This is a genomic window from Arcobacter pernae (genome assembly GCF_049472135.1).
Classification (GTDB): Bacteria; Campylobacterota; Campylobacteria; order Campylobacterales; family Arcobacteraceae; genus Arcobacter_B.
On the sequence record NZ_JBMOVV010000001.1, the window covers coordinates 184955 to 198831 of the forward strand.

Below are 13877 nucleotides of genomic sequence, written 5' to 3' on the forward strand. Positions count from 1 at the left end.
AAAACTATATAATGGTTTTATTATTCGGAAGATTACTTTAAATTATAAATTCTACCAAGCTTCTGACATGAAGTTATAAACGCAATAAAAGAGCATAATTCTGATATTTCTTTATCTGTAAAATATTGTTTTAATATTTTAAAATGTTCATCACTTATACTTTTATGGTCAATCGCAAAATATTGTGCAAAAGCAATAGCTATATTAGTTTTCTCATCTAAATTTTTATCTATATTTCCAGCTTTTACTTTGCAATATTCACACTCATTTTCAAAAGCTAAAGCTCTTCTAATTTGTTCTAACATGTTTTTATCAATAGAAGATGAATTAAAAAGTGCATTTTCTAAATTATTCCAATTTTCTAATATATCTTTATTATGACCTATTAACTTTTCAAAGGGTGTACTTCCATTATTTGATAATTCAATTCTCATTTTAAACCTTTAAATAAAATAATGTATTTTATCATAAAAATCATCTTTACAAGATTTAATCAACCCACCACATTCTTGCATAAAGCCCAAGTGTTGATGTGTATCCAACTTCACTAAATTTTAAGGTTCTATTTTCATCATAGATTAGTGTTGTAGGAAAGGCTTTGATATTGAAAGTTCTTGAGTAAAAGCCATCTTCATCATTTACTACTTTGAAACTTAGATTATGTTTTTTTAGATAGTTTTGTATCTCTTGTGTTGAGCCTGATTGAGTTGCTATTGTGATTACTTCATAATCTTTTGAGATTTTTTCTATATTGCTTGCTTCTACTTCACAAATAGGACACCATGTAGCCCAGAAGTGAACTAATACGGGTTTATCTTTTGGCATGTCATATTCACTATTATCAAGTAGTTTGTAGCTTGTGTAGATTAAGTCATCTTTGTTTAAATCCTGTGATTTGTAATAACTTAGTACATTTAAAGCTATTGCTAGAATTATTATAAATTTTACTGATTCTTTTAGATATTTTTTTAGTTTGGGATTCATTTATTACCTTGTTTATTTGCTTTCATATCAAAGTTTGAAACTTTGATATGATTTTAGCTTTTCTTTGTAAAAGGATTGTTTATTAGATGATTTTATGTAAGTGGTTTTTGATAATAACAGGTACAAAAAACATAGATACAACATAAGAGATAAGAGTACCACCAATAAGTGCAACCCCAAGACCACCAAACACAGCATCAGTTGCAAGTAAAGATGAAGCAAATACCATTGTTAAAACTGTAAGGATGATAGGTTTTGACCTTGTTGCAGTTGCTTTTGCTATGGCTTTGTTTATTTCCATCTTTTCTTCTATTACTAACTGTTTTGAGAAATCTATGATAAGTGTAGAGTTTCTAGAGTTAATACCAATAAGCCCAATAAATCCTATCAAAGAGGTAGCCGTTAAATAGAAAGTATCAGCTGTAAAAGCATCCATTATTATATGTGCGAAGATAACACCAATGATTGACACAAAACTAGCTAAAACTATTCCCCCTGATAGGGCAAAGCTTTTATAATACATAACCATCAAAAAGAAGATTAAAACAAGAGCTATTATAAAAGCTCCTCCTAAATCTCTGAAAGTATCAAGTGTTACTTTAAGCTCTCCATCAAATACTAAATCAAATCTTTCATTTGTTTTTTTATCTACAAATGCAAGGTTTAGCATATTTGTTTTGATTACTTCATAATCATTACTTAACTCTTCAAGCATTTGCGTTCTTGCATCTAAAAGTGGATAGATTTGGCTATCTTTATTTGTTTCAGCTATTACATTTATCATTTGATTTAGATTTTTAGATGTAAGTTCTGGCTCTTTTATCACTTCTTTTAGTGTTACAAACTCTGATAGACTTATCATAAAACCATTTTTATTCATAACTTTTAGGTTTTGAAGTTTACTATTTAATGACTCTTTACTTTTCCTATCAAGTAATCTTGAATCATCAAGTCTTAAAAATATTGGTATTTGATTTTCAGCTTTGTTTTCATTTACAACTGAGATTGGCATACCTTCATAGGCTATATAAAGTACATTTTTTATTTGCTCTAGGTTTACACCACTTTTTATGATTTTGTTGTTATCTAGTTCAAGCTCATACTTTATAAAATCACGACTAGCCATAATATCAATATCAACTAAAGTTGCTTGCTCTTTTAAAATCTTTGCAATTTTTATAGAAAAATCCCTTCTATTTTCAAAGCTATCTCCTCCATAAATTTCAGCAACAATAGAAGCCAATACAGGAGGGCCAGCTGGAAGTTCTATAAACTTGATATTTGCTTCATATAGTGAACACTTTGCTTTTACTTCTTCTCTTAGATTTGATACAAGGTTGTAGCTTGTGATATCTCTATTATCAGCTTTTTTGATGTTTACCATCATTTCTGCTTGCCATTGTTTGTCTTTTAGGGCACTTTGTTTTACAAGTGCTGCAAAGTCTAAAGGCTGACCTTCACTTACAAACACTGAAATATTTGTAATATTTTCATTTTTTTGAAGTTCTTGTGAGATACATCTTGTTACTTCTTTTGTATGGTTTATGCTGTAACCATCTTTTAAGTTTACATATACAGAAAAGCTATCTGAGTCTTTACTTGGAAGCATTTTAGCTTTTGTAATCTGTGTTGGAAAAGTAGCTACACTTAAAACAAAAAGGATAAGTGTAATTAAATAAACTAAGATTGATTTAGACTTTGATTCAAGTATACTGTGTATAAAGTTTTCTAATTTTATCATCTAAATTCCTATAAAAATTTTTTAATTAAATATGGTGTAAATGCATAAGCAATTACTAAAGAAACTATTAGTGCAATAGGCACAAATACAGGAAGAGGGTGCATAAACTGTCCCATCATACCACCCACAAAAAACATAGGTAGAAATGTAAGAATGATGGCAATTGTTGCGATATTTGTAGCATTTCCTATTTCATTTGTTGCATTGATTGAAACTACTGTTATATCCCCATTTGGGTTGTGCTTTCTATGTCTATGTATGTTTTCAATTACAATAATAGCAGCATCAACTAACATCCCAAGACTTACTATAAGAGCAAAAAGGGTGATTCTATTTATTGTCTCATCAAGTAAAAGTCCCACAAAAAGAGTAAGAGATAAAATCATAGGAACAGTTAAAGATACAATCATAGCTTCTTTAAAGCCAAGTGTAAAAATAAGAAGTATAGCAATAATAACTATAGAAATAAGTAGGTTTTGAACAAGTGAATTTACAGCATTGTTTGCAGTATATCCATCATCTCTTGTGATAGTAAATGCGATATGTTTTTGCTCTAAGTCATCTTTTATACTATTCATATACTCAAAAACTTTTTCATTTATGATTACAGAGTTTGCACCTTTTAGTTTTGAAATCATCATAGTTACTTGTTGAAGTTCTTCAAACTCTCCTGCTTGATTTTTTTGATAAAGTAGGGCTTCTTTTTTGTTTTGAATATCAAAAGTTCTTTCAACTTTTGCTACATCTTTTAGATAAATAGCAACACCATTTACATATGAAACTATAATGTTTTCAATATCTTCTTTTGACTCAATTGCTTGTTTTATAGAAAAAAGCACTAAGTTTCCACTTGTAGTGTTTCCTTCTATATTTGGTGTTTTATATGATAAACCTTGAACTTGTTGCATTATTTGTCCAAGAGATAGATTATAAGAGCCAAGTTTTTTTGCATCTGCCAAGATATTATATTGCTCTTTTTTTTCACCTTTTAAATCAATCAGTGCTACATTTTCTATTTTGTTTATCTCTTTTGTGATTTTATTTACTTCTTTATAAAGTTGAGTTTGTCTTATGGCGTCTTTTCCATCTATCTTTTTTGCATAAAAAGCAATAGTAGCTATTGGAATATCTGTATCAATATCCATAGTTTTGATGATGGGTTGCATAGCACCTTTAGGCATTAAGTCCATATTTCTCATTACTTGGTCGTATAGTTTTAGGTTTGATTCTTCCTTATCTTCCCCAATATAGTATTGAACTTGTACGATTCCAACTGAGTCTTTTGCAAAAGAGTAAATATGCTCAACTCCTTTTATCTCTCGTATTTTTTTCTCTAAAGGCTCTATGATTACTTTTTGTATTTCACTAGGTTTTGCTCCTGGCATTGCAACTATCACAGCACCTCCACTTACTTTGATTTGTGGATTCTCTTCCCTTGGCATAATAATCAAAGAGATATAACCTAAAGCCAGAATAAAAAATATAGCAACAGCCGTCAAAGGGTGGTTTATAAAACCTAAAGATAATCTTCCTGCTATGTTTAGATTGCTATTTATATGTTTTGAAAAGTTTTCTTCATTCATACTTTTTCCTAATTTAAAGACTTAATTAAAAGCTTTGTATACATACCTGGATAGATAGTTTGATCTTTTTTATCAAAAGCAATTTTTAAAGTAAAAGAGTGAGTCATAGCATTTACACTTGGGATAATTGCTGAGATTTTTCCAAGACTTTCAAAGTTTATAGATGGAATTGAGATACTTACATCTTGTCCAAGTTTTACACTATTTAGATTACTTTCACTAACTTCTGCTTTGATTTTTAGACTACTTAAATCAGATAAAATAAGTGCGGGAATACTAGGTGTTGCCATCTCTCCTGCTTTTATTGATTTTTTTATAATAAGCCCATCATTTGGAGCTTTGATTTTTAGATAGTCATATTGTGCATTTACTTCTTTTAGTTGTGCCTTAGCAATTGAAATCATATTTTGCACATTCAAAAGGTTTAATTCTAACTTTTCTACATCATATTTAGCAACTAAATCTTTTGCATATAATCTTTTGTATCTTTCATAATTTGTTTTGATATTGTTGTAAGTATTTTGTTGAATCTTTAAATTAAGTAAAGCTTCTTGTTTTTTTGAATCTATACTTGAAGAGTCAATTTCATAAAGTAAATCTCCTTTTTTCACCCAAGAGCCTTCAACCACATAAACCTCTTTTATGAAACCCATGTTTCTACTTGTTATAACTTTTTCATTATCTGAAATAACTGTTCCTGTTAGTTCTATATCGTTTGCTTGTGCATATAAAAATATTGAGATTATTAGTAAAAGTTTTTTTATCATCTTTAGTTTCCTTTATTATAGTTTGTAGTTGAAAAATCAATACCTAAAACAGTTGCTACTTTAGCTAAGGCTAAACTTCTTTCATATTTAGCAACAATAAGCTCAGCTTCATTTTTTCGTAAGTTTGCTTCTTGTTCAAGTAGATTTGTCATTGCTATTAGTTGGTTTTTATACATTAGATTTGATTGGTCAAAAACCTCTTGTGCTAGTTTCTTTGCTTCTTGTTTTTCTTTTAGTATTTTCTCTTTTGAACTTAAATCTAGCAAGGCTTTTTCTAGTTGTAGTTTTACTGCATCTTCTAGTTTTTTATAGTTTAAAACAGCTTTTTTATATGCTATTTTGCTTTTTTGTTTTTCTATACTTCTTGTTCCATCATATAAATCATAGTTTAATCCAAGCATTGCTGTATAGTAGTCTTTGTCTTCATCAAGTGTTAGTCTGTCATCGTTGAAACCATACTCTAAATGAGAGTATACAGTAGGGTAGTATGAACTTTTTGCAATATCGATATTTTTTTTCATTGCTTGTTTTTGGATGTTTTGCATTTTTAATTCATCTCTATTTTCTAAAGCTTTTTTATAAAGCTCATTCATAGTTGAAATATCACAATATATATGTTTTAAATTCTTTACATCTGAAATAGAATCACTTGATGTTAAAAATCTAAGATATGCTAAAGATAAATCGAAATTGTTTTTAGCTTCAATTAGTTTACTATTTGTATTTAGCTCATAAACTTGGGCTTGTTTTACATCTATTTTTGTAACAAGTCCTTCATCATGAAAAGCACTTGCTGATTTTACTACATATGAAATAGCCTCTTTTGCTTTTTTGGCTGCTTGAATAAACTCTTTTGCTACAACTGCGTTGTTATAAGCTTTTAAAACTTCAAAGGCTAACTCTTTTTTATCAAGATTATATTTTACTTCATTTGCTTTTTGCTGTAGTTTTAAAATCTCTTTTTGTTTTTGAAGTTTAAAACCTGTAAACAAAGGTAAATCATAAGTAAGTTTATTTGTGATATTTGTTCTAGCTTTAGGGTAGTTTAGATTATTAGGTTCTACTCCTAATTGTGATGGATTAAATTCTCCTGCCCCAAAGTCATTAAAACTAGCTTCCCTCGAAGATAGTTTTGAATTGAAAACATATCCAGAGTGATTTGTTCTACTTGTTTCATTTTTAAAAGATAGTTTTCCAAAGTTTACTGCATCTATTTTTTGACTATTTAATTTTGATAGTTCTATATCTAGTTTTGTATTTTGTAAGTCTTTATTATTATTTAGTGTTAAATCTAACACTTCTTGAAAATCGACACTTTTTGCAAAGCTTAAAGATCCAATTAATAAACATAAATAAAGTTTATTCATTAAGTTCTCCATATATTGTTTTATAGTCTATTGTACTTAATTTATATAAAAAGAATTGTTAAAACATATGAAATAGAACATAAATAAAAGTTATATATTAAGGGCTTATGTTATGGATAAAATATTGTTATATTAATGAAAGAATAATATCTAATACTTATGATTTTAATAGTTTTTAGATATAAGATATAATTATGTAAATATAAAAGCAGAAACTCTGCTTTTATAATAATGAATCTATTTTTACATAGTACTCCATATCTTTTCCTGCTAAGGGGTGGTTATAATCAATTGTAACTTCTTTATCAGTAATCTCAGATATGATTACTTGTATTGGTTGACCTTCATCATCTTCACCTTGTAATTGCATCCCAACTTTCAAGTTAGGAATTTCAGCAACTTCTTCTATCGGTAAAACTTGTTTTGCATCAGGATTGTATTCTCCATATGCTTCAGCTGCAGGAACTATAAAGTTAGCACTTTCTCCTGCTTGCATATCTTTGATTCTTTCTTCAAGTCCAGGAATTACTTGTCCTACCCCAAAAGTAAATTCAAAAGCTTTATTTGAAGTAGTTCCATCTACTACTTTTCCGTCAATTTTCACTTCAAAAAATATTTTCACATTTTGATTTATTTCAATTGCCATTTATAAAAATCCTTGTTTGTATATTATGAAATTAGGGAATTATACTTTATTTAGACTAAAAAGCTAGATTTTAATCTAATATTAAGAAATGAATAGTTATAAATAGCTTATCAATTTTATAAGGTGAGAAATGGAATATTTTTTAATATCTATAGTTCTGGTTGTAAGTTATCTTTATGTTACAGAAAGAATGGAAGAAAAAAAGAAAATGCCGTTTACTGATACGCTTAGTAGATTAAATTAAACAGTTTTAAAACCTTGCTTGTCACTTAAAGGACTGGGCAAGGTTACCAATAATTAATTGCCAACCATCAATTACGATGAAGAAGATAATCTTAATAGGCAAGGATATCATTACAGGTGGTAACATCATCATACCAAGACTCATTAAAATAGAAGCTACGATAATATCAATTACTAAAAATGGTAAGAAGATTAAAAAGCCTATTTCAAAGGCTGTTCTAAGTTCACTTACAATAAATGCAGGCATTAAAAGTGTTAAAGGAACATCATCTATATTTTTAGGATTTGGCTCTTTTTTGATTCTATAAAATAAAGCTAAATCAGATTCTCTTGTGTTTTTTATCATAAACTCTTTAAAGGGTTGAACTCCCTTTTGGAAAGCTTCTTCATAACCTATAGTCTCATCCATATAAGGTTTTATACCTTCTTCCCATGATTTTTTTGCATAAGGTTCCATAATAAATATAGTCATTACTAAACCAAGTGAAATAATAATCTGAGTTGGAGGAGTTTGTTGTAAACCCATTGCTTGTCTAAGAAGTGAGAATACAATAATAATTCTTGTAAAAGAAGTAACCATAAGCAAAAGGGAAGGTGCTAATACAAGTAGTGCAAGAATAATTGCAATGTTTATAGTTTTTACAAATTGAGCGGGTTCTTCAAGTGCTGCTACGGATAGATTAACAACTGGCAAGTCATCTGCTGCGAAAAGTGAAATGCTAAAAATAAGTAGAGTTAAAAGTACCTTCAAATATATAATCCTATAAAAAATAAAAATTATAATATCTAAAGAATCATTAAAAAATGACTAAATTGTAAATGATATTTAAGTTGTAATAAAATGTTTATAAAATTATAAGTAAGTTGTAATAATATTTATGCTATTTTGTTTTAATTTAGGAGCAAATCTTGAATTATAAACAAACTTTATTTTCAGCATTGAAAAGTGCTTGGATTATTATAAAATTAATAATCCCTATATATATCCTAGCAGAAGTTTTATACTATTACAATCTTTTATCATATGTATCATTTTTAGTTGAGCCTTTAACTGCTGTACTTGATTTACCAAAAGAAGCAGCACTAAGTATCATAAGTGGTATGTTTTTAAATCTATATGCTGCTATTGCTTTTGCAGCACCATTAGATTTAACTGCAAGACAATGGACTATATTAGCTGTATTTTTAGGTGTATGTCACTCTTTAATTGTTGAAACAGCAGTAATGAAAAAACTTGGTATTTCGAATATTTACTCTATTTCACTTCGAGTTATTGGTGGATTTATAGTTGCTTATATAATAACTTTACTTCCAAAAGATATTTTTTCAAATGTAGTTTCAAATGCAAATGTAGAAGCAAGGGTTTATGCAAATCTTTGGGATGTTTTATCAACTTCTTTTATAAACTCAATTGAGTTAACAGTTAAAATTATTGTTTTAATTTCTATTATTATATTTATTATGGATTTTGTAAAAACAAGAAAGTTTATAGTTGAATCAAAAAAGAATATTTCAAAAAGTTTTTCTTTACTTGTTGGTGTTTTTTTAGGTATTACTTATGGAGCAGGGCTTTTAATAAAAGAAGCACAAAACTCATCTTTAAGTAGAAGGGATATTTTTTATATAGGAACATTTCTAATGATATGTCATGCTATTATTGAGGATACACTTTTATTTGTAATTTTTAATGCTAACTTGACAGTAATAGTTGTTGCAAGAGTAGTCTTTGCAATTATTTTTTCATATGTTTTACTAAAAGCCTATGATATGACTCAAAAAGAAAAGCTTGCATAAAGCTTTTCTTTTATTTTCCTTCTAAGTATCCTAACTCAACTAGTTTATCAAATATTTTACTTACCATATCTCCAGCAGCACTTCCACCATGTCCACCATGTTCAACAAGTACAGTTACAACATACTTAGGGTTTTTATATGGTCCATATGTAGTAAGCCAAGCATGAGATCTTTGATAAAACTCTAAATCACTCTCTTTCATTCTTACTTTTTCTGATTGAGGAATAGAAACAACTTGAGCTGTTCCTGTTTTACCTGCAATAGTAACTTTAGTTTTTGTATATCTTGAAGCAGTACCTTTTTTGTGATACATAACTTCATACATTCCTTTTCTCATAATTTCTAAGTGTCTTTCAGGGAAGTCAAGACTTACTGGTTCTTTATAGTTTTCTTTGTAGAAGTGAGGTGTTGGAAGTTTTCCATTTGCAATATAAGCTGTATATCTTGCCATTTGCATTGGAGTTACTAGCATATTACCTTGCCCAATAGAAGTAATTACTGTTTCTCCTACATACCAAGGTTTATCATACTTTTTTTGCTTCCATTCTTTATTTGGATTAATACCATAAAATTCATTTACTTGATCAACTCCTGTTTGATGTCCGAATCCTAGTTTGTCTAAAGTTTTAGAGATTTTATTTATTCCAACTCTTAAACTTCCTTTGTAAAAGAAGTCATCACAACTCTCTCTAATTGCTTTGTTAAAATCAACTATACCATGTCCAAACCTTTTCCAACATCTAAAGTTTCTATTACCAATTTTAATAAACCCTGAGTCATTTACTGTATAATTTTCTTTTATACCATTTTCTAAAAAGGATAAAGCAACCCCCATTTTAATAATTGAAGCAGGAGGATAAAGTCCATTGATTAGTTTATTTGTAAAAGGATGATTAAAATCATTTCTCATTTTATTCCACTCTTTTACAGAAATACCTCTTGCAAAGATATTATTGTCAAATTCAGGAAATGATGCAGCAGCTAAAAGTTCTCCATTTGTTGAGTCCATTACAATAACAGCTCCACCTTTATAGTTAAATATCTCTTGAATATATTTTTGAAGGTCAATATCTAGGGTTATTTTTATATTATTATTAGATGATGGTTCTTTTTCTTTTAATACTTCTATTTCTTGATTTAAAGCATTTACTTTTATATCTTTGTATCCCATCTCACCTTGAAGAATATCATTGTAGTATTTTTCTAAACCATTTTTTCCAATAATTCCATTGTATGCCGAAAGTTCATTTTTTACAATATCCAATCTAGAAGCTTTTCCAACATAACCAATAATATGAGAAGCTACTGTTTTATACGGATAATATCTTTTTACAGCTGATTCAACTTTTATGTTCTCTTTTGAAGCAAATAGTGTATATTTAGGGAAAAATTCATCATAAGGTATATAATCAACTACCTTTACATAATCATGATTATAAGCAGAGTCTTTTCTCTTATATGTTTTGATTAGTTTATCTTTTTCATATTTAGGAAAATGCTTTTCAATAAAATCAATGGCACTATTTAATTTCTCTTTATTTTTATATGACCTAAGATGAGGTTTTATTAAAATAGAGAACCCCATTTGATTAATAGCTAATTTTTTGCCATTTCTATCTTCAATAACACCTCTTACAGGCACCTTATTTATTCTACTAATATAGTTTCTTTTTGATAGCTCTTCATAATATGTATTTGATTTAATACTTAAAAAATATACTCTTACAAGTAAAGTAACCATAATTACAAAAATAAAAATAAATATAATATTTAAACGTGTACTCATATAAATGCCCCAATAAATAGTAAATCAATAAATATATTTGCAACTATCGCTTTTAAAATAGTCTCATCAATATTTGCAGATAAAGACCAAATTAATAGAACGCCTAAATAAAATAAAATTACATAAATATAACTATTTACTGAACTAAAAGATAGAGTTCTTTTTATGTAAGGAGTTACAAATATGTATAAAAATAAAGATAGAAGTGTTAAAGATAAGGGTTTTAATCCTGAATTTATTTCTATAAATAAAAATGCTATAACTATAAAAAATAGTGAGTACATTCTTCTGTTTTTTAGGCTTACAAAAAAAGCCATAAATAATACTCCACTTAACATTATAATTAGAAAATATATAGAAGAAATAAGATTTAAAACAACTGCAACAATTATTAGTGTAAATAGAAAAATAGGACTGTCTAAGTTATTATATTTCATTTGATTTATATTACTTTGTATTTAATTTAAAGTGGCGATTATATTATAAACTCTCTTATAGACTTATCAATCTTGAAGCTGTTGTTTCTCTTCAAGTTTTTCATCGATTTTTTTGCCTTGATTTGTCATATCATATATAAATGAAAAGATTTCAGCAACAGCTTTGTACATACTTCCTGGTATTTCTTTATCTAAATCAAGTTGAGATAAAAGTTCTACTAAATCTTCATCTTTTTTAATAGGTATATTATTTTCTCTAGCAATTTTAATAATATTGTTTGCAGTTTCACCTTTTCCTTTGGCTGTAACCTTTGGTGCACTATCATTATCAATATCATATTTTAAAGCAGCAGCTTTAGGAGTATAACTTTCTTGTTTAATCTCTTTTTGCATTTTATACCCTTATATCGATACCAGAATTAAAAGAACTGTTTCCATAAGCGTTTTTTGTGTAAGTTTGTTCTGGTCTTGATTCTTTTTCATTCTCTTCTTTTAAGTCTAGTATTTTTATGTTTACAGGAATTAAATCTACACTATTTAGAGCTTGTTTTAGTTTTTGAAGGTTGTCTCTAAACTTTTCTTTAAAGTGTTCTCTTTGTGCATGTATTGTTAAGTCAAGTTTATTCTTATCATACAGTCCTAACATTAAATCAACTTTTCCAAAATCTTTAAGACTTAGATTTATTTGACAATAAAACTTCTCTTCTTCTTTCGACTTTTTTATACCAATACTTCCATCCTCTAACATATCCCATAAAAATGGAACATAAACATAATTAGAGTTTGAACTAACAGATAATAGCTGATGATAATCAATTTGCATTAGCATTTTATCTACTTGTTTAAACATTTCTTGAGATTTTACATCTGTTTTTGTTGAGAGTTCATCTTGCATTTGAAGAAGAATTGTTTTCATATCATTTGATAAAGGGTTATTATCTTTTGTTTGAGAAAAAGCTTGATTTGTATTTAAAGGATTATTTGTAACAGCTTGTTTGATAGTTGATTCTATTTTTTCTACAACTTCTAATATTTGATTTTGAATAGCTGGTGTATTAGGAGTATTTTGATTAGTTGCTATATTTGTAATACTTTCTTTTAAAAGTAAAACTAAGCTGTTTAAATTATTTGCAAAATTATTAGGAAAATTACTAGTGAAACTATTTTGAGTATTAGTTATATTATTTAGATTTGTAGTCGTATTTACTGTTTGAATAGGATTTTCTATTTTTGCAAATAGATTTTGTATAGTTTCAAGTTTTGAAACTATTTTATTTGTCTGATTTAAATCTATATTATTTACATTTGCCAATTGCGTTTTTAAGGCTGTTAAATTCTCTTTTAAATTTGATAATAAAGAGCTTTTCTGTTCACTTATATTTACAAAGTTTTGAACTTTACTTTCAAGATTTGCAATATTTTCACTAATATTTTTTAGATTTAAAACAAGATTCGAAATATTTTGGTTTTGATTTGATGCTTGTGTGATTTCTTTTGAATTTAGTAGATTATTTAAAAGAGCTTTTGGTTCTACAAATTTATCATTTTTTACAAATAAGTCATTTGATTTTAAAAGATTATCTATTTGTTCATTTACTATTTTTGTTGTAGTAGGATTATTTGTAGTTGATAAGTTGAATTGATTTTTTATTTCACTTAAAAGTTGTTTTGTTTGTACATTTATTTGCTCTTTATTATTTACAAGTAGATTTGTCTGCTCTTTTGTTACTTGTTGATTTTGAGTATTTTGGGTTTGTATATTTTTATTTCCTACATTTTCTAAAGTATCTAGTTTAGATTCAAGAAGTGAGCCTTGAGATATAATACTTTTTAGTTGCTGTGTTAAGTTTGATAAATCCTTAGTACTGCTATTTTGCAACGAACTTATTAGGTTTTGCAATAAGGGAACTAAAGTTTTTAAGTTTTCACTATTTTTAGTAATTACAGGATTTGTGCTTTGCTGTAGAGTACTTGCTATTAATTGTGAGACTTGCTTTGCAATAGGAGTATTTATATCTTTTATAATATTTTGTATTTGTGTTAAAAGTTTTTCAATATTAGCAGGAAGTGTAGGTTTTGACGAACTGCTTTGAGCTATTTTAGACTCTAAAAAAACTCCTGATTTATTTATTTGTTCTTTTAAACTATTTTCATCTACATTTGCAATATTTTTTAAAAAAGATTCTAAATTTGGTTTATATTTATTAAGTGTAGAGTTAGAATCAATTTGAGATAATATTGAGCCTAATGACTTTGAGAAAGAGCCTAGGTCTTTAAAAATATTACTATTTTTTAATATATTTTCAATATTTGCATTTGTTTTAGTACCATTTTTTATATCATCAAAAAGATTTTTTAAAACATCATTTACAGATACAGATTTATTTTTTATCATATCTTGTAAAGTTTTAGAGTCTGCTTCTTTTAAAACCTCTTTTAAAGCTTTATTATTGTTTGGTATGAGTATATTTAGAAGTGAATTGTTTGATACTAACATTTTAAAAGTATAGCATAATTTAAAATATATTA

13 protein-coding genes are annotated in these 13877 nt (G+C 27.4%); 1 reads left to right on the top strand and 12 read right to left on the bottom strand.

Annotation, left to right across the window (positions count from 1 at the left end; translation table 11 throughout):
* Nucleotides 1-32: 32 nt before the first annotated feature.
* The 8 genes from ACH5BF_RS00970 to fliP form a co-directional block, all read right to left on the bottom strand.
* Entirely contained in the window at nt 33-434 is a 402-nt protein-coding gene (locus tag ACH5BF_RS00970) for a carboxymuconolactone decarboxylase family protein (RefSeq protein ID WP_423272108.1), read from the bottom strand.
* 55 nt (nt 435-489) lie between these two features.
* Nucleotides 490-984 carry a redoxin domain-containing protein gene (locus ACH5BF_RS00975; RefSeq protein ID WP_423272109.1) on the bottom strand — a complete coding sequence of 165 codons (495 nt, stop codon included), beginning with the start codon at nt 982-984 and terminating at the stop codon, nt 490-492.
* Nucleotides 985-1066: 82 nt separating this feature from the next.
* Nucleotides 1067-2725, bottom strand: a complete 1659-nt coding sequence (locus ACH5BF_RS00980; protein ID WP_423272110.1) for an efflux RND transporter permease subunit — start codon at nt 2723-2725, stop codon at nt 1067-1069.
* A gap of 8 nt (nt 2726-2733) precedes the next feature.
* A complete protein-coding gene (locus ACH5BF_RS00985) occupies nt 2734-4308 on the bottom strand; it encodes an efflux RND transporter permease subunit (protein WP_423272112.1) in 1575 nt (524 codons plus the stop codon).
* A gap of 8 nt (nt 4309-4316) precedes the next feature.
* Nucleotides 4317-5072: an efflux RND transporter periplasmic adaptor subunit gene (locus tag ACH5BF_RS00990; protein ID WP_423272444.1), complete on the bottom strand. Its 756-nt coding sequence runs from the start codon at nt 5070-5072 to the stop codon at nt 4317-4319.
* 5 nt (nt 5073-5077) lie between these two features.
* Nucleotides 5078-6442, bottom strand: coding sequence for a TolC family protein (locus ACH5BF_RS00995; protein WP_423272113.1), 1365 nt, complete (start codon nt 6440-6442; stop codon nt 5078-5080).
* A gap of 223 nt (nt 6443-6665) precedes the next feature.
* Entirely contained in the window at nt 6666-7088 is a 423-nt protein-coding gene (locus ACH5BF_RS01000; RefSeq protein ID WP_423272114.1) for an FKBP-type peptidyl-prolyl cis-trans isomerase, read from the bottom strand.
* Nucleotides 7089-7353: 265 nt separating this feature from the next.
* Nucleotides 7354-8082, bottom strand: coding sequence for a flagellar type III secretion system pore protein FliP (fliP, locus tag ACH5BF_RS01005; protein WP_423272116.1), 729 nt, complete (start codon nt 8080-8082; stop codon nt 7354-7356).
* Nucleotides 8083-8240: 158 nt separating this feature from the next.
* Here fliP and ACH5BF_RS01010 point away from each other — a divergent pair, with 158 nt between their 5' ends.
* Complete coding sequence (locus tag ACH5BF_RS01010) at nt 8241-9125, top strand: nucleoside recognition domain-containing protein (RefSeq protein ID WP_423272117.1); 885 nt, start codon at nt 8241-8243, stop codon at nt 9123-9125.
* A gap of 10 nt (nt 9126-9135) precedes the next feature.
* Here the strand turns inward: ACH5BF_RS01010 and mrdA are convergent, their stop codons facing one another.
* The 4 genes from mrdA to fliK all read right to left on the bottom strand — a co-directional run bounded on the left by mrdA (nt 9136) and on the right by fliK (nt 13845).
* Nucleotides 9136-10911, bottom strand: coding sequence for a penicillin-binding protein 2 (gene mrdA / locus ACH5BF_RS01015; protein ID WP_423272118.1), 1776 nt, complete (start codon nt 10909-10911; stop codon nt 9136-9138).
* Entirely contained in the window at nt 10908-11348 is a 441-nt protein-coding gene (locus tag ACH5BF_RS01020; RefSeq protein WP_423272119.1) for a hypothetical protein, read from the bottom strand. The genes mrdA and ACH5BF_RS01020 overlap by 4 nt, the downstream gene beginning before the upstream one ends.
* A 66-nt stretch (nt 11349-11414) precedes the next feature.
* On the bottom strand, nt 11415-11741 hold the full coding sequence (locus ACH5BF_RS01025; RefSeq protein WP_423272120.1) for an EscU/YscU/HrcU family type III secretion system export apparatus switch protein: 327 nt from the start codon (nt 11739-11741) through the stop codon (nt 11415-11417).
* A gap of 1 nt (nt 11742) precedes the next feature.
* Nucleotides 11743-13845 (bottom strand): flagellar hook-length control protein FliK, encoded by a 2103-nt coding sequence (gene fliK / locus ACH5BF_RS01030; protein ID WP_423272122.1) that lies wholly within the window; start codon nt 13843-13845, stop codon nt 11743-11745.
* Between the last annotated feature and the right edge of the window lie 32 nt (nt 13846-13877).